This window comes from Haloplanus sp. C73 (genome assembly GCF_051195115.1).
Classification (GTDB): Archaea; Halobacteriota; Halobacteria; order Halobacteriales; family Haloferacaceae; genus Haloplanus.
This window is the reverse complement of the sequence record NZ_JBNTJZ010000002.1, coordinates 222556-248777: the sequence shown is the minus strand read 5'-3', so window position 1 is coordinate 248777 and position 26222 is coordinate 222556. Positions and strand designations below refer to the sequence as shown.

Sequence of the window (26222 nt, the reverse complement as noted above, 5' to 3'; positions counted from 1 at the left end):
TCAGTCGTCCCGGCGCATCGCAATCTGGAACCACGGGCACAGGCGAAGCTGTCGGTACGCCTGCGGGTTCTCGGTCAGATGCTCGTAGTCGACCCAGAGGCGGCCGGCGACCTCCTCCTCGTTGGGGTCGATGGCCGTGTCGTCGAGCGTACACTGCAGGACGGCACAGACCTCCCACTCCAGCCCGGCGTTCTCGTAGTAGCGCTTGTACTCGAACTTGTCCGTGATTCGGAGGTCGCTGTACTGGTCGGAGGTGATGCCGAGTTCGTCGACCAGTCGCTCCCGCGTGGCTTCCTTCTGTCCCTGCCCCGGTCGGGGGTGGGAGGCGACGGTGCCGTCCCAGTGTGTGTCCCAGAGGCGCTTGTTCGGCGCGCGCTGGGCCAGCAGAACGTGCCCGTCGCCGTCGAAGACGAGCGCCGTGAACGCCCGGTGTCTGACGCCGTCGCCCGTGTGGGCGTCGAGACGGTTGACCGTGCCCTGTTCTTGGTCGTCGGCGTCGACGGCGATGACCTCCTGTTCGGCGTTGGGGTGGCTCCCACCCGCGTTCCCGCTCATGTCCCACGTGTCGACGGGGAGGCTAATGGTGTCTTCGATGCGCCGTCGTGCCAACCTCGAATGACCTAAATGTCGACCCGTCGAAGCGCCGACGATGAGCGAGGACCGAGACCGGAGCGTCGCGGTGTCGACCGTCCGTGACCGAGTCGCGGAGCGAGACGACGTCGACGAGAACGTCCTGTCGGCCATCGAGGACCGGGCCGAGGAAGGGCGCGTGACGCCCGAGACGATGGCGGACTGGCACCGCGAGTGTCGAGAGGAGCGCGAGTCGACGGCTGGCGCACTCGACGCGATGGAATCGGAGCTTCAGAGCTACGTCTCCGACCTCGACCCCGCGGAGCGAGAGCGCAATCAGGTGCAGGCGCGGGTCGAGGAGTTCGAATCGGAGTTCGACGACCTCGGCAGGGCGCTCGATGCGGTGGCGGCCCGGCTGTCGGACACGCCACGAGAGCCGACGGACCCGGCGGCGGTGTACGACGCCGCCGCCGCCCTGCGGCGGTGTTCGCGGTCGACACACGACGTGGCTCACGCGCTTCACCACCTCGAACAGGCGCTCGACGAGTTCGCGACGTGGCTCGACGACCCGGAGACGCGAATCGAAGAACTCGGCGACGAAATCAGCGGGTCGGAGCGGTATCTCGAAAACACCGAGACGCTCCTCGAACAGGTGGAGTCGGGGCAGAGTCCCGAGCCGTTCGACGCGTGGCTGGCCGCCTACCACCTCCAGCAGGTGATGGGCGCCGTCTTCGCGGAGCTTCGAACCGACGTGTCGGAGCTTGCGTCGTGGCTCGACGACCGGGACGGCGACTACGGCGACGACGTGGCGGCGCTTCGGGACCGGCTGGACGACCTCGAAACCCGTTACGAGGCGTGTTCGCGCCGTCTCGACGAGACCACCGACGCCATCGACGACTTCGAGTCGAAACGGGCGGCGGTCGCCGACTCACTCGACGAGTTCGAGGCGACGATTGCGGACCTCGAACCGCCGGTCGACTGGGCCGCCGTCGAGGAGTTGGTGCAGGCGCAGTTCGACGAACACGCTATCGACGTGCGCTAAGCGCCGGTCGCCGCGAGATACTGCGCGCCGAACAGCACCGTGTTGTAGAGGCCGTGAACCACCGCGGGGACGACGAGATTCCGACTCCGCTCGTAGAGGTAGCCGAGGACGAGGCCGAGCACCGCGGCGACGGTGATGTAGGCCAGCGTCGACCCGCTGCTGCCGATGAGCGCGACGAGGTGAACGAGGCCGAACAGGACACTCGCGATGACGATGGCGACGGTCGACCCCCACGTCCGGCGGAGGATGCCCTGCACGCCACCGCGGAAGACGAGTTCCTCGAAGGGACCGACGAAGAGGATGGTGACCGGAATCATATAGAGGAAATAGCGGGGGTTCTGCTGGCCGGTGGCGACGACCTGATTCTGTGCGGTCTGGACTTGGAAGTGCGAGAGCAGTTGCGCGATGCCGATTTGGGCACCGAGGAGGACGACGACGCCGACTGCGATGAGGCCGACGCCCCGGAGCGAGGGGAGCCGAACCGGAATCAGGTCCCAGTCGTCGGTGACGAGGAGATAGCCCGCGACGGCGACGCCGAAGCCGACGAACTGGAGGGCGGAGCCAGCCACCCGGAACTCGAGCGTATCGCGGGTGAGGAGGCCGGCGCCGACGAGGAGGTCCGCGCCCAGTCTGACGACGACGACGGCACAGAGGAAGGCGCCGACGATGAGAAACAGGCTCCGGAGGAGGTCACCGAGGCGGGTGGCGAGGGGGGCGCGCGAGCGGGCGGCATCCGGCGACAGGTCGCCGATTCGGTCGCGGCGGAGGTAGTAGCCAACGGCGAACAGGAGACCGAAGACGAGGGTGGCGGCGGCGAACGCCCACGACCGGTCGCTCCCGCGGAGCGACGCGTCCTGATAGACGAGCGCCGCGAGCACGAGGCCGACGAGGACGTGCAACAGCGCGGCAACGAGGAGTTCGGAGGCCATATCGCCACAAGGCGGTCCGGAAGTAAGTATCGTCCCCTTCGAGCCCGCTACTCGACGAGCAGGTGCCGCTTCTCGCCCACCGCGTCGGCCTCGGGGAAGTCGCCACCGCCGAGGAGGCCGCGCGCGGCCCGCTTGCCCCATTCGACGGCCGGCTGGGTGAACGTCTCGACGTTCGCGAGTTCGCCGTAGAGGACACACGCCGCCTCCATCCCGTAGATGAGTTCGCCGACGCCGTGGGCGTCGACGCGGTTGATTTCGACGCGGACGTTCGGGCAGTCGGCGGCGGCGAGACTCGCCTCCGTCGCCTCGAACTCCGCGTCGAGCAGGCCGCCGAGGCTCTCGCCGCCGAGGTAGGCGAGGCCGTCGAGGTCAGTCTCGGGAATCGGCACCTCGGGGCGCTCGCGGGGGCGGACGAGCGTCACGAGTTTGTCGCGGGGGCCGGCGCGATACAGTTGAAGCTGGGAGTGCTGGTCGGTTGCGCCGAGGGCGCGAACGGGCGTCTGGCCCACCGCGTCCTTCCCGAGGCTCTCTGCCCAAAGCTGTGCGAACCACTCCGCGAAGTACTCCAGCGACTCGGCGTAGGGCATGACGGCGTTGATGCCCGCACCGCGGCGTTCGAGCGCGTAACACGCGGCGCCGTAGGCGTAGGCGGGGGATTCGAACAGCGACCCGGTGAGGCGGTCGGCCTCGGCGCGGGCGCCGGCGACGAGGGCGTCGAGGTCGGCGCCCGCGAGCGCCGCGACGGGGAGCGCGACCGTCGAGAGCGCCGAGAAGCGACCGGGGACGCCCGCGGGCACGTCGAGTGCGGGCAGGTCGTGGCGCTCGGCGAGCGAGCGGAGGTTACCCTCTGCGCCCGTCGTGACGAGTGTGCGCTCGGTCCAGTCGACGCCCGCGTCGGTCATCGCCTCGCGGACGACGAGGAAGTTCGCCAGCGTCTCCGCCGTCGTCCCCGACCGGGAGACGACGTGAACGATGGTGTCAGAGAGGGAGAGCGAGTCGAGGAGCGACCGGACGTGAGCGGGGTCGACGTTGTCGAGGACGTACGCGTCGATGTCGCCACCGAGCGCCTCGGCGAGGGTGGCGGCGCCGAGCGCGCTCCCGCCGATGCCGACGGTGAGGACGGCCTCGGGGTCGTCGAAGTCGGCGACGGCGGCGCGAACGGCGTCGGTGTCGACGGTGTCGGGCAAGTTCAGCGCGGCGTAGCCGTGTTCGGCGTCGGTGCGGCCGCGGTCGATGCGTTCGTGGGCGTCGGCGACGCGGTCGTCCAGTCGCTCCAGCGCCTCGCGGGTGAGACGGGGCTGACCGTCGAGCGCGTTCCCGAGGTCGACGTACATGGGCGTAGGCGCGGCGCGGGCGGACTAAACGGTTGTTATGCAACGTCCAGCGGGACTGCCGATACCGAAAAGACAGGTTTCAAGCGCGCCCTGCGCCAACGAGCCGGTATGTACGACCGACTCAAGGGGTTCCGCGATTTCTACCCCGAAGAGATGGCCGCCCGGCGGGCCGTGGCGGACGTCTTGGAGGAGACGGCTCGCCAGTACGGCTTCCGCGAGATTGGGACGCCGGCGCTGGAGGCCGTCGACCTCTACACGGACAAGAGCGGCGACGAAATCGTCGAGGAACTGTACGCCTTCGAGGACAAGGGCGGGCGCCACGTCGCCATGACACCGGAACTGACGCCGACGGTGGCGCGGATGGTCGTCGCGAAAGGGCAGGAACTCCAGAAGCCAATCAAGTGGATGTCGACCCGGCCGTTCTGGCGCTACGAACAGGTCCAGCAGGGTCGCTTCCGGGAGTTCTACCAGACCAACGTCGACGTGTTCGGGTCGGCGGAACCCGAGGCCGACGCCGAGATTCTGTCCTACGCCGCCGACGCGCTGACGACACTCGGGCTGGAAGCCGCTGACTTCGAGTTCCGCGTCTCGCATCGGGACATCCTCGGGGGCCTCCTCCGCGCCTTCGACGGCGACGTGGCCGTTCGCGACGCGATTCGCGCCGTCGACAAATCCGAGAAAATCGAGCCGGCGCAGTACTACGACCTGCTCAACGACGCCGGCCTCTCCTACGACCAAGCCGAGACGTTCGACGACCTGCTGGGAACGGACGACCTCTCCGAACTCACGGACTTCGCGGGCACCGAAGAAGTCGATTCGGCGGTGGGCAACCTCCAGCACGTCCTCGACGCCGCCGACGACTTCGGGGTGCGAGAGTTCTGTACCGTCTCGCTGGAGACGGCGCGCGGTCTCGATTACTACACGGGCACCGTCTTCGAGTGCTTCGACACGCAAGGCGAAGTCTCGCGTGCCGTCTTCGGCGGCGGGCGCTACGACGACCTCATCGAGAGCTACGGCGGCCAGCCAACGCCGGCCGTGGGCGTCGCCCCCGGTCACGCCACCCTCTCCCTGCTCCTACAACGGGCGGGCGTCTGGCCCGACGAGGCGCTCTCGACGGACTACTACGTCCTCTCGGTGGGCGACACGCGGGCGACGGCGTCGCGCGTGGCGCGTGACCTTCGCGACCGGGGTCACGTCGTCGAGACGGACCTCGCGGGGCGGAGTTTCGGCGCGCAGATGTCCTACGCCGACGGCGTCAACGCCGAGACGGTCGTCATCGTGGGCGAGCGCGACCTCGAAAACGGCGAAGTGACTGTCAAGGAGATGGGGAGCGGCGACCAGACCACCGCGCCCGTCGACGACTTCCCCGGCGAGCGCGACCGGCCGACGTACGACGACTTCGCTTGAGGCTGCCGGCGGCGAAGATTGATGTAGGAATAGCGACAGTCGTTCTGCCATGCCGAGCAAGTCGGGGATTTCACACACCTTCGCCGCGCTCGTCGCACTCGCGGCGGCACCGCTTCTCAAACAGCTCATCTCGCTGTTCGTGAACGCCCGCGACATGGAGGCCGCCATCGAGTCGGCTGGAACCGTGCTGGCCGAGTACCCACACAATCCGCTCGCGGTCGACGCGACGACGACGACGCTCTATCTGCTGGCCGTGGCTCTGCTCACGTTCGTCTGGGGGTACGCGTACCACGTCTCGCGACACTAGTGACTCGGGCGCGACCCGTCTTCGGCGCACACGAGGAACCGAGCGGTTAACTGTCGGGCGACCGCCCCTCTACCGATGCGCGCCTTTCGTCTCGCGTACGACGGCCGCCCCTACGCCGGCTTCCAGCGCCAGCCGGACGTTCCGACCGTCGAGGACACGCTCCTCGACGCGCTCCGGGAACTGGACGTTCTCGACGGCGACCTGCCGCCGGGGTACGCGGCCGCCGGGCGCACCGACGCGGGCGTCTCGGCGCTGGCCCAGACCGTCGCGTTCGAGGCACCGGACTGGCTCACGCCCGCCGCGCTGAACGGGACGCTGCCGGGCGCGGTCCGAGCGTGGGCGAGCGCCGACGTCGGCGACGACTTCCACGCCACTCACGACGCCAGCGAGCGGACCTATCGCTACCATCTGCACGCGCCGACGCTCGACGACGACCGGGTGCGGGCGGCGCTCGACCGACTGGCGGGCGACCACGACTTTCACAACCTGACCACCGACGACGAGGGGACGGTCCGGCGACTCGAAACCGACTGTGCCCGCGATGGCGACTTCCTCGTGTTGACGCTCGCGGCGGGCGGGTTCGCCCGGCATCTCGTCCGCCGGGTCGTCGCGCTGGTGCGAGCGGTCGGGAGCGGCGCGAGCGACATCGACCGACTCGACCGGGTTCTCGGGCCGGAGTCGCTGGACGGCCCCGAGGGCGTCGGCACGGCGCCGGCGACGCCGCTCGTCCTCGCAGACGTGACGTATCCGGGCGTCGAGTTCGAGACGGACCCCGACGCGGCCGCGAGCGCTCGCGGCGCGTTCGAGGAGCGACGAATCGACGGACTGGTGACCGCTCGCGTCGCGGGCGACGTAGTCGACGGCGTCACTCGCGAATGACCGGGGGGTACTTCCCGAGGGACGGCGTAGCCGGCGGTATGTCAGAGCGCACTGCCGTGGTGCTTGCGGGCGGGCGGTCGACGCGGTTCGGCGAGGGGGACAAGGCCGTCGCCGACCTCGCGGGCACGCCGATGATACGGCGGGTCATCGACCGGGTGGCTCCGGTCGTGGACAGCGTCGTCGTCAACTGCCGGTCGGCGCAGGTGCCGGCCATCCGTGAGGCCGTCGACGGCGCCGCCGTGCCCGTCACGTTCGCGGAGGACGAGTACCCCGACGAGGGGCCGATGGCGGGGATGGCGACGGGGCTTCGCGCCGTCGAGAGCGAGTACGCCTTCGTCGTCGCCTGCGACATGCCACTGGTCGACCCCGACTTCGTCGACTACCTGTTCGAGCGGGCGGCGGGTCACGACGCCGCGGTCCCCCGGCCCGAGCAGTGGTTCGAAACCACCCACGCCGTCTATCGGGCGGCGGCGATGGCCGAGGCCTGCGAGGCGGCGCTGGAGGCGGGCGAGGAGCGCATCGTCGCGCCACTCTTTGACCTCGATTTCGTCGTCGTGGACGCCGAGGACGTGCGCGAACACGGCCACCCACGGACCTTCGAGAACTGCAACACGCGAGCGGACTTCGAGGATGCGGCGCGAGAGCTAGAGGACTGAATCAGTCGATAACGTCGACGACCGCAGGCTCTTGCATCCGCGCGAGCACCACGCGCGACACGTCGGCGCGGGCGTGAACGGCGTCGGCAATCTCACGGCCCGTCGCGGCCAGTTCGTCGTCGTCGACCATGTTTATCAGCGGTACGACCGTCGCCGTCGAGGGCGCGCGCTTGCGGCCGCCGTAGCGGCTGGCGAGGACGGTCCCCACCGCCTCGGGGGAGATGGTGTCACCGGGGGCGAGGTCGGTGAGGGCGGCCACTCGCTCCGGGCGATGGACGTGGTCGTCGGTGAGGGGCTTGCCGACGACGCGGGCGCTGGCGACGGGGATGACGGTGTCGGCCGTCGCGGGTATCTGCGGTTCGCGCTCGTCCGGCGCCTTCAGGAGTCGCGTCCGGGCGCCGTCGGCTTTCGTCAACACGGGGCCGTGGCCCGGCGTGGCGCGAATCGCGGTGACCGTCTCGCGCCCGTAGCCGAGATAGCGGTCGTCACGCTCGCGTTCGGGAACGAGACCGAGCGGCCAGTCGTCGGCCTCGCGGAGCGCGCTCACGGGGTCGGGCGTGACCTCGACGGCCGCCACTTGGTCGTCAAAGATGGGGATGCGGACAGTGGCCGTCACGACGGCCCGCTCCAGTCGGTTCGCGAGTGCGTACAGCGTCGTCTTCTTGCCGCCGGCGCCGACGACACAGACGAGTGGGACGTCGGCCGACAGCGCCTCGACGAGGTTCATAGCGCGGCTTCCACGTCCAGTTACTTCGGCGTGTCGGGGCGCCCCGACCACTCGGGGTCGACGCCGCGGACGTGGGTCTGGTCGTGTGGCGGAAACACCGACTCGACGGTATCGGCGCCCGCGCGGTCGGCCAGTATCTCGCGGAGTTCGGCCTCGTAATCCGCTCGGGAGACGGTTTCGCTCGGCCCGGTCACCACGTCGAGTGCGGCGTCGGTCATGGCGTCGACGGCCCGCCGACCGAAACCGGCGAGCGGGGCGAGATACGACACGTCGTGGCGGTCTTCGAGGCTCTGTGCAGTCGGGCGGTCGACCGTGGGCACGCGGTCGTCGCGGCGCGTGCCGTCGGCGACGGCCCGCACGTCGAGTTCCGCCGCGCGTTCGAGCGCGTGTTCGTGAACGGTCTGGATGCCGTTTCGGGGGTAGCCGTCGGCGCGCATCTGCGCGACGGCGTCGTCGGCGACTGCGGGGTCGAGGTCGAGCGTCCGGAAGGGGTAGCCGAGGCGGTCGGCGGCCCGGCGAGCGTGACGCCAGTCGTCCGTGATACCGAAGGTGCCCGTGACGAGGGTCACGTCGTAAAACCGGTCGAGGAGAAGCGCCGCGAGCGTGGAGTCTTTGCCGCCGCTGTACAGCAGGGCGACGGCCATTCAGCGGTGTCGAACGTCGAAGCTCTTGTCGGGGGTCAGCTCCTTCAGGAGCTTTCGCATCTGGTCCTCGTCGATGCGGTCCTGAATCCGGCCGCTGCGGGCGAGCGCGACAATCTGCTGTTCGACCTTCTCGGCGACTTCGGGTTTCGACATCTGGACGGCGTTGAGTCGCTGGCGGGCGCCGTCGGTGAGGTTCTGCTTCAGGACGGCCTGTTTCTGGGCTTCGGCCTGCTCGCGGGCCGCCTGCTGGTTGGCCTCGCCGCCGGCGCCGCCCTCTTGGGCCTGCTCTTTCAGTTCCTGCATCTTCTGCTGTCGAAGCTCCTCGATTCGTTCGTCGTCGGGGTTGCCACTCATGGATATGACTAGCCGTCGAAGCGGTGAAAACGATTTCGGAGGGTCTACGCGTACTTCTCGAGTTCGGGTCGGTCGAGGTCCTCGAGGACGTCGGCGGCGATTTCGTCGAGGAGGCTCTGGCCAGTGGGCGTGACGACGCGGCCCTCTCCCTGTGCGGTGGAGACGAGGTCCTCGTCTTCGAGCTGCTGGAGGATGGTGCGGATGATTTTCTTGCTGCCGGCCTCGGCGTGCGGGGCGGCGACGCGGTAGCGGGTCGAGCCCTTGTTGCGGTCGCCGTAGGCCGTCGAGAGTCGGTCGACGCCGACGGGGCCGTCGGTGGCGACTTTCCGCAGGAGGCTCGCCGCGCGGACGAACCAGAAGTCGTCCTGCTGGGGCGGAAGCTCGTTGCTGACGCCGGTCTTGGTGTAGTTGACCCAGTCGGGCTCGTCGATACGGTCCTCGAGTCGGTCGGCGAGCGCCTCGATGAGCGCGTCCGCCGGCACGTCGTAGAGGGTTACCATTGGCGCAAGGTTCCCGCGGACAGCGTTTAAACCCATCGTATTAGCCGCGAGAACGGAGGCCGAGAACGGTCACGACGAGGCCGCCGAGGACCGTCGGCGTCCAGTAGACGGCGCCCCGAAACACCACGACGGCGGCGAGCGCGATGGGTTCGGTGACCGCGGGGAGCGGCGCCGCGACCAGCAGAACGACGAGAACCGTCTCGATGCCCCCGGCGCCGCCCGGAAGCGGCGTCACGCCCGCAATGGCGCCGATGGGGACGACGAAGAGCGCGATAGAGAGCGGGATGGGCGTGCCGATGGCCTGAAACGCGAGCCACAGCCCGAGCATCTGGAAGAACCAGCCGATGGCCGAGAGGCCGAGCGCCAGCGCGAGGCCGCGGGGGTTGGCCGCGACGCGCTCGATGGCGCGAAAGAAGCCGTTGATTCGGTGTTCGATGCCGCCGACGGTCGGGACGGGGACGCGCGGAGCGCGCTTCGCCACGGCACGGATGACGGGCGTCAACACGCCGACGACGCGGGCCTCGATTCGATAGCGATGCTGCCAGCCGAGATACACGAGGGAAGGGACGCCGACGGCGAGGACGGCGACGGCCACGAGCGCGAGTTCGAGTCGGCGGTTCGTGCCCAGCGTCGTCTCCGTGACGTAGTAGGCGACGCCGATGAGCGCGATGGTGATGGAGGGGACGAAGTTGAGCGTGTCGACGCTGGCGATGGCGGCGAGGCCCGTCTCGTACTCGGTGTCGGTCGTTCGCGAGATGAGCAGGGCGGTGATGGGTTCGCCGCCCGCCTGCCCGAACGGCGTGACGTTGTTCGAGAACATCGCGCCCGTGAACACGAGAAACGCCTGCGGAATCGACACCGAGACGCCGAGGACGTCGAGGACGGTCCGGAGCGAGAAGCCCCACGCCGCCAGCCAGCCGAGCGTCGCGAGAAAGACCAGTCCCACGAGACGGAGGTCGGCGTTCCGGAGATTCGAGACGAGGTCGTCGACCCCGGCGACGGTAAAGAGAATCGCGAAGACGACGAGCGCACCGGCGAAGCCGAGTATCGTCGCGCGAGTGCGGCCGCCAGCCATACGACGGGGGAGGGAGAGCCGACGGATTAAGCCTCCGGAAGCGACGGGATCGTGATTTTTTATGCCGCCACCGAGAACGCCGTCCATGGACGAACGGAGCGCGTTGGGCATGCTCGCCGACACCGTCGGGGCGGCGGGCGACGACGCGGCAGTGATAGACAGGTTGGTGGTGACGACCGACATGCTCCACGAGCAGACGGACTTCCCCGCGGGAACGACGCGGTACACGGCGGGCTGGCGAGCGGTCGGCGCGTCGCTGTCGGACGTGGCGGCCATGGGCGCCGAGGCGACGGCCGCCGTCGCCGCCTACGGCGCACCGACGTTCGACGACGACGAGGTGCGGGCCTTCGTCGACGGCGCGGGCGACGTCTGTGAGACGACGGGTGCCCGGTACGTCGGCGGTGACCTCGACAGCCACGACGAGTTCACGGTCGCTAGCACCGCGGTCGGCCGGACCGACTCCCCTGTCTACCGGTCGGGCGCCGCACCCGGCGACGCGGTGTACGTCACCGGCACGCTCGGCCGGACCGGCGCGGCCATCCGGGCGTTCGAGCGCGGCGACGCCGAGCGAGGGAACGACCTCTTTCGGTTCGAACCACGGGTCGCCACCGGGCGAGCGGTCGCGCCCGTCGCCACCGCGATGATGGACTCCTCGGATGGACTGGCGCGCTCGCTACACCAACTCGCGGCGGCGAGCGACTGCGGAATCAGTATCTCGTGGGACCGACTTCCCGTCGACGCGAGCGTCGACGCCGTCGCGGAGGACGATACGGACCGCCGCGAACTCGCGGCGTTTTTCGGCGAAGATTTCGAACTCGTGTTCACCGCGCCGCCATCGGCGCTCGACGGCGTGGACCTCCCGACGCCGGTCAGCCGAATCGGCGACGTGACCGAGTCGGGGGTCGTCGCCGACGGCGACCCCCTTCCGGACCGCGGCTACACCCACTAACCCAGCAGTTGGATAGGGACGAGCAGGAAACAGAGCGCGCCCAGTCCGAACGTGACGAGGCCGACGAGTTGGCGCTTCCAGCCGAGGGGCCTCTCGTCGGCGGGGTGGGCCGGGCCGTTGTAGGCGATGACCGTCGCGAACACGCCCCAGAGCGCCCACAGACCCACGGACTCGTTGATTGCGAGGTCACGGACGTAGTAGAGATACCCCGCCAGTCCGAACAGGGCGAGGGGGACGAGCGAGGCGAGGGTCTCCTGACGCCGGCCGAGCATCGCCCGCACCATGTGTCCGCCGTCGAGTTGGCCGACGGGAAGCAGGTTGAGGACGGTAAAGAACATCCCAACCCAGCCACCGATGATGACGGGGTGGACGGTCTTGGCGGGGTCGGCGTAGCTGGTCGGTTGGTCGAGGGCCGTCGCGATGAGGTCGAGCAACGGCGGGTCGTTGAAGACGATGACCTGTCCCGACGACTCGACGACGCGCTGGGGGAGGGTCATCGGGTCGAGCGAGAGGCCGATGGCCGTCACGACGATGGTGGCGGCGAGGCCGGCGAGGGGCCCGGCGACGCCGATGTCGAACAGCGTCTTGCGGTCGGGCATCGTCCCGCGCATCCGAATGATGGCCCCGAGCGTCCCGAATGGGACGACGAAGGGGATGAGATAGGGGAGCGAGACGTCGACGCCGTGGTAGCGGCCGGCGACGTAGTGACCGAGTTCGTGAGTGGTCAACACGCCGAGTACGGCGGCGGTGAACGGCCACGCCCGGAGGGCGAGAAGGGGGTTCGACGCGAGGTCGGCGGCCGGGATGTAGTACCACGCGAGGGCGCCGACGAACAGCGTCGAGAGCACCGTCGCGGCAAAGAGAGCGATGTTCGTCCACGGGACGCCGTGGATGCGGCCGTCGGCCGGCGTGGCGACGACGGCCGTCTCGTAGGGTTCGCGGCCCGCCTCCAAGTCGAGGCGATAGCCGGCGCGGCGAAACGGCTCGCGGAGTTCGTCGGCGAGTCGCCCACGGGGAATGAGGGGTTCGCCGTAGTAGCGAATCCGGTCGCCGTCGCGCTCGACGTCGCGGATGTAAAACACCGAATCGAGAGCGTCAGACGGCGGCCGGTCGACTCCGTCCATCGATTCTGGATACGTCGCTCAGCGATATAAAACCCGTGAAGCAGGGGTCGGCGCGCGCTGCGGGGACCAGCGGCGACCGATTACGCCGTCTCGATGCGCCACGTGGTCGCGCTCGTGTACGACCACTTCTCGACATCCAGCTCCGTCGCGGAGTCGCGAAGCTTGACCATCAGCGCGCCGATTTCTTTCGGGGAGAGACCAACCTCGTCCGCAATGAACTTGCTCTTGAAGTACATCTCGCCATCCTGTGCCTTCGAGAGCAAGTACTCCTTCAGGCGCTCTTCTTTGGACGCACTGTCATCAGCTTCGGTGGAGGGGTTTGCGGTTGCGCTCATTTGTTGTCGCCTCGATACACCGTACTACCCGGAGGATGTTATAAAGGGAGGAACGTTCGGAGCAGTTCGGGAAGTTTTATCGATTTATCCGGTTTCGTGAATCATTCAGTACGTTTTACGAAGCCTCAAGACATTTTACGAGTACCTCTCAGGATTTCTTTCTTTTCTAATTTGCAGCATTAAACACGGCTCAATGTCCCCGGTTCGGGGCGCAAATCGGCGTCACGCCTGCTCGTGAATCCAGAATTCCTCCTCGGCCGTCGACTCCTTCTTGAAGATTGGCACTTCGTCTTTGAGGCGGTTGATGCCGTCCTCGACGGTACGGAACGCCTCCTCGCGGTGGCCCGCGAGGACGACGACGAACACGATGTCCTCGCCCTCGCCGATGACGCCGGTTCGGTGGTGCATGAGCACCTCGAAGACGCCGTCTCGGGCTTCGAGTTCCTCGCGAATCTCTCCCATCCGGTCGGCGGCGACGCCCTCGTACTTCTCGAACTCCAGATGCGTCGTCGGAGTGTCGTCGTCCGAGTCTTTCACGCGGACGCGCCCGGTGAACGTGGCGATGGCACCGGAGCGCTCGGCGAGCGGTGAGTCCTTCGCCCGCTGGACGAGCGATTCGAGCGTGACGCGGTCGTCGAGCGTCGAGAGAGCGTCCAGAACGGAGTCCAAGTCGCTCTCGGCGTCGGAGAGAGTCGCGACAACCTCGCCCACCGAGTCGGCGTCGCCGATGGTGACCGTCGGGAGCCGCGCGTCGAAGCCGACGGTGAGTGCCACGTCGTAGTCGGGAACGAGCGAATCCAACAGGTCCGAGAGGGTCTGTCCGTCGCCGGCACCTATCCACGAGCCGTCGTTCGAGAGTCCGTATGCCGCGCCGGCGTCGGTGTCGCGCGCCGCCGTCTCGGGGAGAGACTCTACCGTGGCGACCCGGCCGTCGAGGTGGGGCACGAGTCGGTCGGCCAAATCGACCGCATTTGGGCCGACGATATTGAGCGTCTTCATGGGTAGAGGACGCAGGCGCGAACCCTTAACTGTGTCTCGACGGGCGCGCGGGCGCTGGCGCCGCTCTTCCGCTTAACAACCCTTAAGCCCGCCTCGTGGCTACCGGTCGGGTAATGCGAGTCGTTATCTCTATCGGCGGCAGCGTTCTCGCGCCCGACCTCGACGCCGACCGCGTCGCGGGTCACGCGACGGCGGTCGAACGTCTCGTCGACGACGGGTGTGAGGTCGGCGCAGTAGTCGGGGGCGGCGGAACCGCCCGCGACTACATCGGGGCGGCGCGAAGCCTCGGCGCCAACGAGGTACAGTTGGACCAAATCGGCATCGACGTGACGCGAATCAACGCCCGGCTGCTGATAGCCGCGCTCGACGACCGGGCCGCCCCGTCGCCGGCCCACGAGTACGAGGAGGCTGGCGAGGCGCTCCGCCGTGGCGACGTCCCCGTGATGGGTGGCGTGATGCCCGGACAGACGACCGACGCCGTCGCCGCGGCGCTCGCTGAGTACGTCGACGCCGACCTCCTCGTCTACGCGACGAGCGTCGACGGCGTCTTCAGCGCCGACCCCGACACCGACCCCGACGCGGAGCAGTACGGACGGCTAACGGGCGCTGAACTGGTCGACTTGGTGGCGCCGATGAGTCGCGGAGCCGGCGCGTCGGCGCCCGTCGACCTGCTGGCGGCGAAACTCATCGAGCGCTCGAAGATGCGAACGGTCGTTCTCGACGGAACTGACCCCGACCGAATCGCGCGAGCGGTCCTCGACGGCGAACACACGGGCACCGACGTGGTTCCAGACGGCTGCACCACCGACATCGACTGGCCATGAGCGACGGACACAACGCCTTCTGGGCCGACGACATCGCGGACGAAATCGAGGCCCGCGACCCCGACGACCCAATCGTCATCAAGGGCGGCGTCTCGCCGTCGGGCGTTCCCCACCTCGGCCATTTCAACGAAATCATGCGCGGCTACTTCGTCGCGCGCGTCCTCCGCGAGCGTGGTCACGAGGTCCGGCAGGTGTTCACGAGCGACGACCGCGACGCCCTCCGGAGCGTCCCCCAGACGCTCGCCGATTCGGACTGGAACCTCGTCGGCCTCGGTGACGTCGACGCCGGCGCGCTGGGTCGGAATCTGGGCACGCCGTACACGGACATCCCGGACCCCTTCGGCGAAACCGACTCCTACGGCGCTCACTTCACCGACCTCCTCGCTCAGAGCGCCGAGGCGGTGGGGGTCGAGGTGGAGATGGTTTCGAACACCGAACTCTACGAATCCGGCGAGTTCGAGGCAGTGACGCGGACGGTTCTGGAACGGACCGACCTCGCGCGCGAGGTGCTGGCCGAGTATCAGGACGGCGTCGACGAGTCGTACGTCCCCTTCATGCCCCAGTGTTCGGAGTGCGGGCGGCTCACGCAGGACGTTCGGAACGTCGACTTAGACGCTGAAACCGTCGACTACCGGTGTTCGGGTCTCGACGCCGGCGGCGACCACATCGACGGCTGTGGCCACGAGGGCACCGCCACGTTCCGGGAGGGCAAACTCCCGTGGCGCTTCGAGTGGCCCGCCCAGTGGGCCGTCCTCGGCGTCGACTTCGAACCCTTCGGCAAGGACCACGCGGAGGGGTCGTGGCCGAGCGGGCAGGAAATCGCCCGGCGCGTCCTCGACATCGAGCCACCGGTCCCCATGACCTACGAGTGGTTCACGCTCAACGGCGAACCCCTCTCGTCGTCGTCGGGCAACGTCGTCACCGTCGACGAAGTGCTCGCGCTCCTCGAACCCGAGGTGTTGCGCTACTTCTTCGTGCGCAACCCCAAGCGAGCGAAGGACTTCGACGTCGAGCGTATCGACCTCCTCGTCGACGAGTTCGACCGGTTCGAGCGCATCTACTTCGGCGAAGCCGAGGACGAGGACCTGAAACCCATCGCGGACCGAGCCTACCCCTTCCTCGTCGACGAGGTGCGCGAGGAGCGGGTTCGGCTCCCGTACACCTTCGCCGCAGTCCTCGGGATGACCGACGACCACGACCTGCGGGTGCGGATGGCGCGCAATCAGGGTTTCATCGACGACGACACCCCCGAGTGGGCCATCGAGGAGGCGCTCGACCGGGTCGAACGCGCGCGGACGTGGGCCGAGCGCATGGACAACGCCTACAACTACCGCCTGCAGGCCGACCGCCCCGAAACCGACTTCGACGACGACGTGGAAGCGGCGCTCGATGACCTCGCCGACTTCGTAGCGGAGGGCCACGACGGCGAGGAGATTCAGGGCCAGATGTACGAGACGGCGCGCGACCACGATATCGAGGTGGGCGATTTCTTCGCCGCGGGCTATCGGCTCTTTTTCGACGACACCGAGGGGCCGCGGCTGGGCGAGTTCCTCGGCGAACTCGACGAGGCGTTCGTCGTGAAACGACTGCGGCGCGAGGACTAGTCCCGCCAGTCGGGGTCGGTCCGGGGCGGGCTGAAGACGTCGATTCCCTCGAAGGGTTCGTCGCCGCGATTTTCGACGCGGTGGGCTTCGCCGCCGGGGACGACGTAGGAGTCGCCGACGGTGACGACGCGTTCCTCGCCGTCGACGACGAAGACGCCCTCGCCGCGGGTGACAAAGCCCGCCTGCTCGTGGGGGTGGCTGTGTTCGGGCACCGCCTCGTCGGGGTCGATGACGAATTTCTGCACGCTCATCTCGTCGCCGTCGGCCAGTTGCGAGAGGTAGACGCCCGGCACCGCTTCGTCCGTCCGCGCGTCCTCGGTCGATAGCACGTCCATACCCCACCGGGGCGCGGGCACCACCATAAATCCATTTCAGTCGTCGATGCGAACGACGTCGCCCTCGCTGACGCCCGCGGCGGCGCCGGCGGGGAGTTCGATTATCGTGTCGGCCGTTCCGCGACCGACACCGGTCCACGCCGACAGGCGCGCGACGCGTTCGACACGCCCGTCTCGAAGCCAGAGTGCGTCGATATCGAAGGGGACAGCGACCATGTGGAGCGTCCGCTGAGCCGGCCGCTCGAAGGGAAAGACGAGCGCCGAACCGTCGGGAAAGGACCGTCGAAACATCAGCCCGCGAGCCTTCGCGAGAAACGAGTCGGCGACCGTCACGTCCGTCGCGAGGATACGGTCGTCGCCGTCGCGGCGGTGGACGATGCATGTCATACCGAGCGATTGGAGGCGAGGACCAAGAGCGTGGCCGTCGCGGGGCCTCAGAGCTGTCGCGAGGACGAGGGAGCGACGCGATTTCGGGTGGTGCCGGTCGTCGTGCCGCCGAGTGAGTCGGCGAGGGCAGTGAACGCGACGACGCCGGAGGCAGCGGCGGCGGTGGTGACGACGACGCCAAGTGCGAGTTCGGCCACCGGCGGCACCAGCGCGGTGAGCGTCGCGATGACGGCGAGTGCGAGGGGGATGGTGACGACGGCAAGGCAGATGGCGGCGATACGGGCGCGCTCGCCGCGGGCGAGCGACGCCGCCTGCGCCACGGCCGCCCGAATCGAGACGCCGTCGGTGGCGACGGCGACAAAGACCAGCGGCAGGTGGACGAGGACGACGAGGCCGGGGACGACGAAGAGAGCGAGGCCGAGGCCCGCGGCGAGCGTGCCGGCGAACGCGACCGCGACGGCCCGGCCGTAGGTGAGCGCCGTCTCGGCGGGCGCCTCGCCACCCCCGAGGGCGTCGACGTCGGGAGCGACCGTCCGCGCCAGCGCGGCGAGGACGACGACGAGCGCGACCGTCACGAGGAGGAGGCCGCCGGTCGCGCCGGCGCTCGTGAGGGGCAGAATCAGGTCGTAGGCGAGCTGCATCGACGACGCCAGACCCGACCGGGCAAAGAGGGTGTTGAGCAAGACGTTCCACGTAGCGACGGTGGCGAGTAGCGCCACCACGAGCGCGGCCGCTCGCTTCCGAGCGGCGGCGGAGAGTCCGAGGAGGGTCATCGGTCGTATTGTACCGTGACGGCGACGTATAGGTTTTTATCGAAATTTGATACGTGTCTGACGCTCGTCGCACAGCGTCGCTGATTGTCGGGTTTTCGACCGGCTATCGTCAAACGCGCGTCTGACAGTATCGATACGTTTTACACGGTCCACATGTTGGCATCGCGTATGGACCGCCGCGCATTCCTTGCCGCCCTGACCCCCCTCGCCGCCGGTTGCTTCGGTGGCCAGCCGAGCGAACCGACTCCGACGGCGACCGAGACGTCGACGGCAACCGAGACGCCAGAACCGACCGCGACCGAGACGCCGGAACCGACCGCGACGCCCACCCCCGAGGCGTCGCCGGAAGCCGCCCAACACATCGACGACGCACAGGACCGCCTCACCGAGGCGGTGTACATCTACACCGGCGGCGTCACCGACGACCTCCTGTCGGTGACCGCCGAGACGGAGTCGTTCAAGGCGCGGGACGTCCTCCTGCGCCTCGACCGCGTCCAGCGGTCGGTCGCCGCGGCCGAGGCGGCGGCGTCGACCGACGACCAACGCTCGACCGTCGACGCCCTCGATACGATGCAGCGCTTCCTCACGCACGCGACGGACGCGCAGTCGTGGCTCATCGACGGCCACGACGCACTCACGGAGGCGTACGCCCGGCTGGACGAAACCGAACTCGACGCCGCGGCCGACGATTTGGAGCGAGTCGAAACCGCGATGGACGAGGTGTCGGCGCCGGTCACGACCATCGGCGACGAACTCGACCCGGAGAGCGCGTCGGTGACCGACGCCATCGGCACCGACGAGTACGAACAGAAAGTGACACAACTCCGCGCCGAGCGGGACGCTCTCACCGTCTTCGGTGACGCCGCCGCCGACCTCCACGACGGCATCTCGCTGATTACCGACGCGCGCGACGCCGTCGACGACGACCGGACGGACGAGGCCGCAAACACCGCGGACCAGGCGTACGAACTCCTCCGTGACGTCGAGGACGAACTCGACGAGCAGATGGACGACCTCTCCAGCGACGCCAACGCGTTCGAGGACGTCGGCGACAACCTGCTGACGCTGGCGTCGAGCCGAGCCAACGAAGCCGAGAGCATCTACGACCAGTACGCCTGAGGCGACCGCGGTCCGTGCGACCGAGTCACACAAACTTGCGTCTCAGCCTCCGGTGGGTTTTGACCGATAGCCGCCGATGGTCGCGTATGTCCGACGCGGACCGCGGCTGTCCGAAGTGTGGTCACACCGAAACCGACGTGGGGACGATTTCGACCACCGGCGGCGGCCTCAGCAAGATGTTCGACATCCAGACCAACTCCTTTCAGGTGGTGTCGTGTACCAACTGTGGCTACTCGGAGTTCTACCGCGACACCGGGGCTGGCGGGAGCGACATCGTCGACGTATTCCTCGGATAGATGACCGGCGTCGGCGTCCTCGTTCTCGCCGTCGCTCTCGGCGTCGGGGCGCCGCTCTGTCTCTACTGGCTCGTCCGAGCGGAACGCGAGAATCGGACGGTGATGGACCGCGACGCCGCCGAACGCGTCGCGCGCCGCGACGAGGCGGGCGACGACCGGGACTGACGACTTATACCCCCCGAACCGGTTCGGGGGTCCGGCGCGTCGTTGCCGCCCGGTGAGAATCGCCGAGGGTGGCATATCCCCTGCCGACAGACGACTAGTCGGTATGACGGACCACGTTGGCGCACCCGGGACGACGCTCTCACGGCGGCAGTTCATGAAGGCGACCGGGGCGGCGGGCACGTTCGGCCTCGCGGGCTGTGTGGCACCGACCAACACGGAGGCCGAGGCGGCGACGGCGGCCCAGCAGTCGGCCGCGTCGCTGCCGAGCGCGGCCAAGCCGCAGGTCGTCGACGCCACCGAACAGGACAATCAAGTGACGCTCCGGGCAGTCACCTCGACGCTGCCGGTCCACCCCGGCGACTCGATGGGCGGCCCCGTCGAACTGCCGCGGGTCTGGGCGTGGCAGGCCGACGACCGGGCACCGAGCGTCCCCGGTCCCATCATCCGAACGACCGAGGGCGAGGACATCGAAGTGACTCTCGACAACACCGAGGCGGATATGCCCCACACTGTCCACTTCCACGGCGTCCGGAAGACGTGGGAGAACGACGGCGTGCCGACGACGACGGGCATCACCGTGATGCCCGGCGAGAGCCACACCTACGAGATTCCGGCGAACGTCCCCGGCACCCACCTCTATCACTGTCACTACCAGACCCACCGGCACATCGACATGGGGATGTACGGCGTCTTCCGCGTCGACCCGAAGGGGTACGAGCCGGCGGACCAAGAGTTGTTCATGACGGTGAAAGACTGGGACTCGCGGCTCAACCGCCAGCTAGCGGGCGAGTCGGTGAGTTACAGCCCGCGGAACCGACAGCCGGACGTGTTCACCATCAACGGGCGGGCCGCACCGCGGACGCTCCACCCCGAGGACGGCTCGCCGGTCCTCGTCTCGCAAGGCGATACGGTCCGCATCCACTTCGCCAACAACGGCTACATGAACCACCCGATACACACCCACAACCACCGGTTCCGGGTGGTCGAGAAAGACGGGTCACGGATTCCCGAGGCCGCCCAGTACGAGGAGGACATCCTCGACTTGGCGCCCGCAGAGCGCAAGACCATCGAGTTCGAGGCCGATGCCGACCCCGGCATCTACCTCATGCACTGCCACAAGGTCAGCCACGCGATGAACGGGGACTCCTACCCCGGCGGGATGGTCGGCGGCATCGTCTACGAGTCGGTGATGGACTCCGACATCTTCGCGCAGTTGATGGAGTACGCGGGCTACGAGCCGTAGTTCATCACCGATACGAGGATTTAGGGTTCTCGGCGCGACGTGATGTGTATGAACACCCGTTTCGCCAATTCGCCGACCACACGTCTGCTACTTCGACTCGAAAGCGCCCAGTCACGCAGTCCGGGCCGATGGTAGACGGCAACCTCGCCCTCGTGTTCGTCGCGTTCCTCGTGGCGTTCAACGTCCCGCTGGGGCTGTACTGGCTCTACAAACGCCGAACGGGGGACGAGACGGAGACGGACGAGTCGACGTAGCCGAGGATTCATACACGATAGACCCCGAGAACGCGCATGGAGCGGACGCCCACGGGAACGCCGGTGGGGGTCGACGACCCCTACGACCACGCGGACCGGTGTGACCACCTGACCGACGACGGTCGGTGTCGGTTCGCCCTCGAACGCGCCGGCGACGACCCGGAGTTCGCGTCGGCGCGGCGGGCCGACGACTACGCCTGCGTCGTCGCCGGCGACGCCGAGTGGCAGGACTGCCCCCACTACCGCTCGACGACCGATGGCCGGACGTGTCGGCGCTGTGGGCTGGAGGAAGTCCGAATCGCTCACGAGTCGGCGCGGCCGCTACTGGAGGAACACCACCTGTCCTACGGGTCGGACGAGGCCGACCACGAAATCACCGTCACCCTGTGTCGGTGGTGTCACGCCAAGGTTCACGAGGGGTGGGCGCGCATCGACGACGACGTGAACCCCGACGCCGAGGCGATGGCGGCACGGGAAGCGCGCCGGAGCAAGGAGCAAGCCGAGTTCGGATTCCAGACGGCGGCCGAACGCGACGACCGGGAGTGAGCCGTATCCGAGGCGTTTTTACGCGCTACCGGACTACCACGCGGTAATGACTCGTATCGTCGTCGTCGACAACCACGGGCAGTTCACGCACTTGGAGCAGCGAGCGCTCCGCGACGCGGGCGTGGACACCGAACTCGTCGACAACACGACACCGCCGGCGGACCTCGACGTGGACGGGTTGGTGCTCTCCGGCGGACCGGATATGGACCGAATCGGGCGCGCTGCCGAGTATCTGGAGATGGACGTGCCGGTGCTCGGCATCTGTCTCGGGATGCAGATTATGGCGACGGAACTCGACGGGGCCGTCGACGCCGGCGACTACGGCGGCTACGCCGACGTCGACGTCGAAATCGTCGACGACGACGACCCGGTCGTCGGCTCGCTCGCCCCCGAGACGCGGGTGTGGGCGAGTCACGCCGACGAAGTGACCGAACTCCCCTCGGGCTTTACCCACACCGCGACGAGCGACGTCTGTGACATCGAGGCGATGAGCGATACGGACCGCGACCTGTACGGCGTCCAGTGGCACCCCGAGGTGGCTCACACCGCCGAGGGCGAGGAACTGTTCGCGAACTTCATCGAGCGCTGTCGGTCGTAGACCGTCTGCTGGGTGGGTCGAGGATAGCGTTCAGATTAGCGTGCTCGAACTGAAAACACCTCGAAAGCCCCGACTCGCTGGAGTCGGGAGCCTCGCTGTGCTCCTCGGCCTTCGGCCTGCGGTGCTTGCGTCGGCTTCCTTCCTCCAGCAGCGAGGGAGCAAAGCTCCCTCGGGCAATCGGGCGGCGAAGCCGCCCGATGACGAGTCGCCCCTTTCAGTCCCGCCCGGCGGCGGCCGGTCGGCCAGTCGACGCGGGCGGGACTGAAAGGGGCCGATGTCTCGGCGTACCCGGACGACGCAAGCACCGCAACGAAGTGAGGAGCGTGGTTCGAGAGAGCTTCGCTCTCTCGTCATCACGAAAGAGCGCGTTGCGCTCTTTCGAACGACAGCGAGTCCCGGGAGCCGAGACACCGGGGGCTTTCGAGATGGTCCCAAATGCATCCGCGTATCTGAACGGTTCCGGGTCGAACACGGCCGAATTTATTTGACGGCGTCCCGAAGCCGCACGCAATGGTTATCTACGAGGCGGAAGTTCCCGGGGTGGGAAAGCGGTTCGAAGTCGAAACTGGCGACGACGAGCGAGTCGTCGTCATCGTCCATCACGACGGGAAACGAGAGATATTCCGTCGCGAGGGGGCGGATGCAGACGCCGAGAAACTGTTCGACCTGTCGTCGAGTCAGGCCCGCGAGATTGCGACAGTTCTGGAGGGTGCAGACTTCCAACCGCTGGATTTGGACGACGCCGACATCCCTCTCGGCGAAGCGATTATCGAGTGGATGGAACTCCCAGCCGAGTCGCCGCTGGTAGGGCAAAGTCTCCAAGAGGCACGAATCGGCGAGAAGGCGGGCGTGACGATTGCCGCGATTCAGCGTGACGGCGAGACGATTGGCAGTCCCGGTGCGGACGAGGTGCTCGCGGCGGGGGATATCCTCGTCGTCATCGGCGGCCACGCCGACCAGTCGGCGTTCCAGACCATGTTGGAAACCGGGTCGGTCGAAACCACCGACTAGATGGCCGAGACGACCCTTCTGGAAGTCGGGATTGCGCTCGTCTCCCTCGCGATTATCGGGGCCGCGGCCCGTCGAATCGGGCAGTCGGTCATTCCGGCGTACATCATCGCGGGCATTCTCATCGGCCCGTACGTCCCCACACGCATCGGCCGGTTCTCGCTCCAACTCGTGACCAACGGCGAGTTCCTCACCGTCATCGCGGAACTCGGCATCGTCCTCTTGCTGTTTTTCCTCGGGCTGGAGTTCAGCATCGGGACGCTCATCAGGAATCGCGTTCGGCTCACGAAAGTCGGAGGTATCGACCTCGTGGTGAACGCCGTCGTCGGCGTCGGTATCAGCCTGCTGTTCGGATACGGCCCGATGACGACGCTCCTCCTGACCGGCATCGTCTACATCTCGTCGAGCGCCATCATCACGAAGACGCTCACGGAGGCAGGTTGGCTCGCAAACCCCGAGAGCGAGGTCATTCTGGGGACGCTCGTCGTCGAGGACCTCGTCATCGCGGTGTATCTGGCCGTCATCTCGGCTCTGCTGGGCGGTGGCGGCTCCCTCGAAAGCATCGCGATGACGGTTGCCCAGTCGTTCGCCTTCTTGGGCGCGCTCGCGGTGGCCGCACACTACGGGACGGTACACGTGGAGCGAATCTTCTCGGTCGAGTCGAACGAGCTGTTCGTGCTTCGCATCGCGGGCGTGACCGTCCTCATCGGGGGCGCCGCGCTGGCAATCGGAGCGAGCGAAGCGGTCGCGGCGTTTTTCGTCGGGACGGCGTTCCACGGCACGAATCTCGTCCACCGAATCGAAGAACAGCTCTCCCCACTCCGGGACGTGTTCGCCGGGCTGTTCTTCCTCTCTATCGGGGTGTCGACGGACTTGCGCGTCGTCGCGGGAGTGGGGGCGCTGATTGCCGTCGCCGTCGTCGCGACGACTCTCTCGAAACTGGTGAGTGGGGTCGCCAGCGGCTCCGTCTACGACTTGAGTCGGAAGCGGTCACTCCGGGTCGGTCTGGGGCTGATTCCACGGGGCGAGTTCTCGCTCATCGTGGCGGCGCTGGCGGCGACGAGCACCATCCCCGAAGTTCAGAGCGTGGTGCCGGCGTTCACCGTCGGCTACGTGCTAGCGATGAGCCTGCTCGGGGCGACCAGTATCCAGTTCGCCGACCAGATTGCCCGCGGACTGGGAATCGAGGCGTAGCGCAGTCGACTACCGAGAGAAGGCAGGAGGGGACCATCGGGCGACGAGTGGGCGACCGACCTGAAGGGAGGGATTTACGACGCCCCGCCACGTCGGGGGGACTGAATGACGGCGACCCAGTCCGACCTCGCGGGGCTCTCGCGGTACATCTTCACCGCCCCCAGTTGGTACGCCAGCCTCGGGTTCGCACTCGTCATCGCGGCCATGGCGGGTATCGCCGCCTTCGATTCGGGGACGACCTCTCCGACGTGGCGGAACCTCCTCATCCTCGGCCGCGACGCGTGGCAGGGCATCTTCTTCATCGGCCTGCCGACCGTCATCGCGTCCGTCGGGACGACGGGCGTGGACCACTTCGTCGGCGGGAAACTCACGCCGAACCGGTCGTCGTTGTTGGCGTTGCTCTGTGAGGTCATCCTCGTCACCATCGTCACCGGCGCGGGCATCGTGAGCCTGCTCACCCCGCTCGGACAGCGATTCGTCTACGACGCGCTGATTATCGCGCTCGCCTCCATCTTCGCCTTCCGCCTGCTGGTCGTCATGGCGGTGTCGCAGTCGTCGCTGCTGATTGCCGCGGTGCCGGCCAGCCTCCAGACCGTCGTCTCGGCGCTCTTCCTGTTCGTCTACAGCGGCACCGTCCGCTTCCTCGAACTCGGCGGCCCCCTCGTCGACGCCTATCTGATGCCCTATCTCTCGCGTGCCTCGGAGGCACCGCCGGAGCTGTGGGTCATCGACGCCGCTCACTTCCAGTTGCTCGCGGTCACCTGCGTCATCTACGCCGGCGCCGTCTACACGTTCATCCGCGTCATCGACCGCCCGTGGCAACGGAGCCTCGGCGTCTCCGTCCTCGATTTTATCCGCGGGTTCATCGGCCACGTCGCGGAAGGGTCACGAGAGCTCGAAACCTTCTTCGAGAAACTGGGCGAGGAGGCCATCGTCCCCGTCACGGTCCTCGCCTTCAAGCGCCCCGACGGTAGTCAGAAGGCGCGGTTCGTCCTCCCCATGATTCACCCCGGCCCCATGGGCGAAATCGGCGGCGGCAACTTCCCGGTCCGGGTCGCCGAACACACGGACGGCCTCGTCTTCCCGCCTCACGCGACGGCGGGCCACGACTTCAACCTCGTCACCGAGCGCGAAGTCGACTCCATCCTCGACGCCATCGACGCCGCACAGGAGCGTCTCACCTACTCCTCGGAGGCGACCCGGAGCGTCCGCACGACGTCGGGCGAAGCGGCGATGCTGGGTCAGGCGTTCGGCGGGGACGCGCTGTTGGTCTCCTCCTACGCACCGGGCTTCGCCGACGACGTGGAGTACGGCGTCGGCCTCTCGGCGGCGACGGAAGCGCGGACCACCGGACTCGATGACGTCCTCCTCGTCGACGCGCACAACTCGAACAACGGCCTGCAGGGCGAGGACTTGGGCCACGTCACGCCCGGCAGCCAGCGCGCGTTCGACATGATAACCGCGGCGCGGCAGACGGGTCAGCGGTTGCAGACGGCGCCCACCGGCCCGCTCCGACTCGGCGTCGCGTGGAGCCGGACCGAGTGGGACCCCCTCGACGGCATCGGCCCCCTCGGCATCCGGGTCGCCGTCGTCGAAGTCGAGGACCAACACACGGCCTACGTCCTCGTCGACGGGAACAACATGGTGCCGGGGCTTCGCGACCGGGTCGTCGACGCCGTGACGGCACACGACGCCATCGACATGGCCGAGGTGATGACGACGGACACGCACATCGTCAACACGGTGGAGGCGGACAATCAGGTCGGAGCGGCTATCGACCACGCCCCGTTCGTGGCGCTCATCGAGGAGTTGGTCGACGACGCCGTCGACGACCTCGAACCGGTCTCGGCGGGGCTGGCCACCGAGCGGACGACGGTGACGGTGTTCGGCAACGACCGGACAGAAACCCTCGCCAGCCACGCCAACGCCGTCGTCTCGATGGGCGGGGCGCTCGCCGCGGTCATCATCCTCGTCGCGATGGCGGTCAGCGTGCTAATCTTCTTCCTGACGTAGCCCCCGAAAACAGAAATAGCCGGCGAGCGTAC

At 67.9% G+C, this 26222-nt stretch carries 32 protein-coding genes; 18 read left to right on the top strand and 14 right to left on the bottom strand.

The window, feature by feature from the left end:
- Entirely contained in the window at positions 1 to 555 is a 555-nt protein-coding gene (locus tag ACQUSQ_RS05685; RefSeq protein ID WP_435067564.1) for an isopentenyl-diphosphate Delta-isomerase, read from the bottom strand.
- Positions 556 to 649: 94 nt separating this feature from the next.
- Here ACQUSQ_RS05685 and ACQUSQ_RS05680 point away from each other — a divergent pair, with 94 nt between their 5' ends.
- The gene (locus tag ACQUSQ_RS05680; protein WP_435067563.1) at positions 650 to 1612 is read left to right on the top strand and encodes a hypothetical protein; all 963 of its coding nucleotides are present in this window, start codon (positions 650 to 652) and stop codon (positions 1610 to 1612) included.
- Here the strand turns inward: ACQUSQ_RS05680 and ACQUSQ_RS05675 are convergent.
- Positions 1609 to 2541, bottom strand: coding sequence for a CPBP family intramembrane glutamic endopeptidase (locus ACQUSQ_RS05675; protein ID WP_435067562.1), 933 nt, complete (start codon positions 2539 to 2541; stop codon positions 1609 to 1611). The genes ACQUSQ_RS05680 and ACQUSQ_RS05675 overlap by 4 nt on opposite strands.
- A 47-nt stretch (positions 2542 to 2588) precedes the next feature.
- Positions 2589 to 3875: a glucose-6-phosphate isomerase gene (locus ACQUSQ_RS05670; RefSeq protein WP_435067561.1), complete on the bottom strand. Its 1287-nt coding sequence runs from the start codon at positions 3873 to 3875 to the stop codon at positions 2589 to 2591.
- Between the two features lie 108 nt (positions 3876 to 3983).
- Here ACQUSQ_RS05670 and hisS point away from each other — a divergent pair, with 108 nt between their 5' ends.
- The 4 genes from hisS to ACQUSQ_RS05650 all read left to right on the top strand — a co-directional run bounded on the left by hisS (position 3984) and on the right by ACQUSQ_RS05650 (position 7124).
- Entirely contained in the window at positions 3984 to 5282 is a 1299-nt protein-coding gene (gene hisS, locus ACQUSQ_RS05665; protein ID WP_435067560.1) for a histidine--tRNA ligase, read from the top strand.
- Positions 5283 to 5331: 49 nt separating this feature from the next.
- Positions 5332 to 5589 carry a hypothetical protein gene (locus ACQUSQ_RS05660; protein ID WP_435067559.1) on the top strand — a complete coding sequence of 86 codons (258 nt, stop codon included), beginning with the start codon at positions 5332 to 5334 and terminating at the stop codon, positions 5587 to 5589.
- Positions 5590 to 5664: 75 nt separating this feature from the next.
- Positions 5665 to 6468, top strand: coding sequence for a tRNA pseudouridine(38-40) synthase TruA (gene truA, locus ACQUSQ_RS05655; protein ID WP_435067558.1), 804 nt, complete (start codon positions 5665 to 5667; stop codon positions 6466 to 6468).
- A gap of 38 nt (positions 6469 to 6506) precedes the next feature.
- Positions 6507 to 7124, top strand: coding sequence for a molybdenum cofactor guanylyltransferase (locus ACQUSQ_RS05650; protein ID WP_435067557.1), 618 nt, complete (start codon positions 6507 to 6509; stop codon positions 7122 to 7124).
- A gap of 1 nt (position 7125) precedes the next feature.
- On the opposite strand, the gene yqeC is transcribed toward ACQUSQ_RS05650, so the two are convergent.
- The 5 genes from yqeC to ACQUSQ_RS05625 are packed head-to-tail and all read right to left on the bottom strand — an operon-like array spanning position 7126 to position 10424.
- Positions 7126 to 7851 (bottom strand): selenium cofactor biosynthesis protein YqeC, encoded by a 726-nt coding sequence (yqeC, locus tag ACQUSQ_RS05645; protein WP_435067556.1) that lies wholly within the window; start codon positions 7849 to 7851, stop codon positions 7126 to 7128.
- 20 nt (positions 7852 to 7871) lie between these two features.
- Positions 7872 to 8495, bottom strand: a complete 624-nt coding sequence (locus ACQUSQ_RS05640; protein ID WP_435067555.1) for a DUF7411 family protein — start codon at positions 8493 to 8495, stop codon at positions 7872 to 7874.
- Positions 8496 to 8849, bottom strand: a complete 354-nt coding sequence (locus ACQUSQ_RS05635) for a DNA-binding protein (protein WP_435067554.1) — start codon at positions 8847 to 8849, stop codon at positions 8496 to 8498.
- A 44-nt stretch (positions 8850 to 8893) separates the two neighbouring features.
- Positions 8894 to 9349, bottom strand: a complete 456-nt coding sequence (locus tag ACQUSQ_RS05630; protein WP_435067553.1) for a 30S ribosomal protein S19e — start codon at positions 9347 to 9349, stop codon at positions 8894 to 8896.
- A 40-nt stretch (positions 9350 to 9389) separates the two neighbouring features.
- Complete coding sequence (locus tag ACQUSQ_RS05625) at positions 9390 to 10424, bottom strand: lysylphosphatidylglycerol synthase transmembrane domain-containing protein (RefSeq protein WP_435067551.1); 1035 nt, start codon at positions 10422 to 10424, stop codon at positions 9390 to 9392.
- A gap of 85 nt (positions 10425 to 10509) precedes the next feature.
- On the opposite strand from ACQUSQ_RS05625, the gene thiL reads away from it, so the two are divergent.
- Complete coding sequence (thiL, locus tag ACQUSQ_RS05620) at positions 10510 to 11373, top strand: thiamine-phosphate kinase (RefSeq protein ID WP_435067550.1); 864 nt, start codon at positions 10510 to 10512, stop codon at positions 11371 to 11373.
- Here the strand turns inward: thiL and ACQUSQ_RS05615 are convergent.
- From ACQUSQ_RS05615 to ACQUSQ_RS05605, 3 genes are all read right to left on the bottom strand, one after another.
- Positions 11370 to 12497: a site-2 protease family protein gene (locus ACQUSQ_RS05615; RefSeq protein ID WP_435067549.1), complete on the bottom strand. Its 1128-nt coding sequence runs from the start codon at positions 12495 to 12497 to the stop codon at positions 11370 to 11372. The genes thiL and ACQUSQ_RS05615 overlap by 4 nt on opposite strands.
- An 80-nt stretch (positions 12498 to 12577) precedes the next feature.
- The gene (locus ACQUSQ_RS05610) at positions 12578 to 12832 is read right to left on the bottom strand and encodes a DUF7123 family protein (protein ID WP_435067547.1); all 255 of its coding nucleotides are present in this window, start codon (positions 12830 to 12832) and stop codon (positions 12578 to 12580) included.
- A 222-nt stretch (positions 12833 to 13054) separates the two neighbouring features.
- The gene (locus tag ACQUSQ_RS05605) at positions 13055 to 13831 is read right to left on the bottom strand and encodes a molybdopterin synthase (RefSeq protein ID WP_435067546.1); all 777 of its coding nucleotides are present in this window, start codon (positions 13829 to 13831) and stop codon (positions 13055 to 13057) included.
- 113 nt (positions 13832 to 13944) lie between these two features.
- Between ACQUSQ_RS05605 and pyrH the strand changes: the two genes are divergently transcribed.
- Both pyrH and lysS read left to right on the top strand, forming a co-directional pair.
- Positions 13945 to 14655, top strand: coding sequence for a UMP kinase (gene pyrH, locus ACQUSQ_RS05600; RefSeq protein WP_435067545.1), 711 nt, complete (start codon positions 13945 to 13947; stop codon positions 14653 to 14655).
- Positions 14652 to 16259, top strand: a complete 1608-nt coding sequence (gene lysS, locus ACQUSQ_RS05595) for a lysine--tRNA ligase (RefSeq protein ID WP_435067543.1) — start codon at positions 14652 to 14654, stop codon at positions 16257 to 16259. The genes pyrH and lysS overlap by 4 nt, the downstream gene beginning before the upstream one ends.
- On the opposite strand, the gene ACQUSQ_RS05590 is transcribed toward lysS, so the two are convergent.
- The 3 genes from ACQUSQ_RS05590 to ACQUSQ_RS05580 are packed head-to-tail and all read right to left on the bottom strand — an operon-like array spanning position 16256 to position 17754.
- Positions 16256 to 16594, bottom strand: coding sequence for a cupin domain-containing protein (locus ACQUSQ_RS05590; protein ID WP_435067542.1), 339 nt, complete (start codon positions 16592 to 16594; stop codon positions 16256 to 16258). The two genes, lysS and ACQUSQ_RS05590, sit on opposite strands and share 4 nt — an antisense overlap.
- 36 nt (positions 16595 to 16630) lie before the next feature.
- The gene (locus ACQUSQ_RS05585; RefSeq protein ID WP_435067541.1) at positions 16631 to 16981 is read right to left on the bottom strand and encodes a DUF192 domain-containing protein; all 351 of its coding nucleotides are present in this window, start codon (positions 16979 to 16981) and stop codon (positions 16631 to 16633) included.
- A 47-nt stretch (positions 16982 to 17028) separates the two neighbouring features.
- On the bottom strand, positions 17029 to 17754 hold the full coding sequence (locus ACQUSQ_RS05580) for a hypothetical protein (protein ID WP_435067540.1): 726 nt from the start codon (positions 17752 to 17754) through the stop codon (positions 17029 to 17031).
- 168 nt (positions 17755 to 17922) lie between these two features.
- Between ACQUSQ_RS05580 and ACQUSQ_RS05575 the strand changes: the two genes are divergently transcribed.
- The 10 genes from ACQUSQ_RS05575 to ACQUSQ_RS05530 all read left to right on the top strand — a co-directional run bounded on the left by ACQUSQ_RS05575 (position 17923) and on the right by ACQUSQ_RS05530 (position 26190).
- Entirely contained in the window at positions 17923 to 18873 is a 951-nt protein-coding gene (locus ACQUSQ_RS05575; protein WP_435067539.1) for a hypothetical protein, read from the top strand.
- Positions 18874 to 18959: 86 nt separating this feature from the next.
- Positions 18960 to 19169 (top strand): zinc ribbon domain-containing protein, encoded by a 210-nt coding sequence (locus ACQUSQ_RS05570; protein ID WP_435067538.1) that lies wholly within the window; start codon positions 18960 to 18962, stop codon positions 19167 to 19169.
- Positions 19170 to 19334, top strand: a complete 165-nt coding sequence (locus ACQUSQ_RS05565; RefSeq protein WP_435067536.1) for a hypothetical protein — start codon at positions 19170 to 19172, stop codon at positions 19332 to 19334.
- A 103-nt stretch (positions 19335 to 19437) separates the two neighbouring features.
- Positions 19438 to 20577 (top strand): multicopper oxidase domain-containing protein, encoded by a 1140-nt coding sequence (locus ACQUSQ_RS05560; RefSeq protein ID WP_435067535.1) that lies wholly within the window; start codon positions 19438 to 19440, stop codon positions 20575 to 20577.
- A gap of 128 nt (positions 20578 to 20705) precedes the next feature.
- Positions 20706 to 20831, top strand: a complete 126-nt coding sequence (locus ACQUSQ_RS05555) for a hypothetical protein (RefSeq protein WP_435067534.1) — start codon at positions 20706 to 20708, stop codon at positions 20829 to 20831.
- A gap of 36 nt (positions 20832 to 20867) precedes the next feature.
- Positions 20868 to 21377, top strand: a complete 510-nt coding sequence (locus tag ACQUSQ_RS05550; RefSeq protein ID WP_435067533.1) for a DUF7097 family protein — start codon at positions 20868 to 20870, stop codon at positions 21375 to 21377.
- Between the two features lie 46 nt (positions 21378 to 21423).
- Positions 21424 to 21975, top strand: coding sequence for a GMP synthase subunit A (locus tag ACQUSQ_RS05545; protein WP_435067532.1), 552 nt, complete (start codon positions 21424 to 21426; stop codon positions 21973 to 21975).
- A 510-nt stretch (positions 21976 to 22485) separates the two neighbouring features.
- Positions 22486 to 22986 carry a cation:proton antiporter regulatory subunit gene (locus tag ACQUSQ_RS05540; RefSeq protein WP_435067531.1) on the top strand — a complete coding sequence of 167 codons (501 nt, stop codon included), beginning with the start codon at positions 22486 to 22488 and terminating at the stop codon, positions 22984 to 22986.
- Positions 22987 to 24177 (top strand): cation:proton antiporter, encoded by a 1191-nt coding sequence (locus tag ACQUSQ_RS05535; protein WP_435067530.1) that lies wholly within the window; start codon positions 22987 to 22989, stop codon positions 24175 to 24177.
- A gap of 105 nt (positions 24178 to 24282) precedes the next feature.
- Positions 24283 to 26190, top strand: coding sequence for a DUF2070 family protein (locus ACQUSQ_RS05530; protein ID WP_435067529.1), 1908 nt, complete (start codon positions 24283 to 24285; stop codon positions 26188 to 26190).
- Positions 26191 to 26222 lie beyond the last annotated feature (32 nt).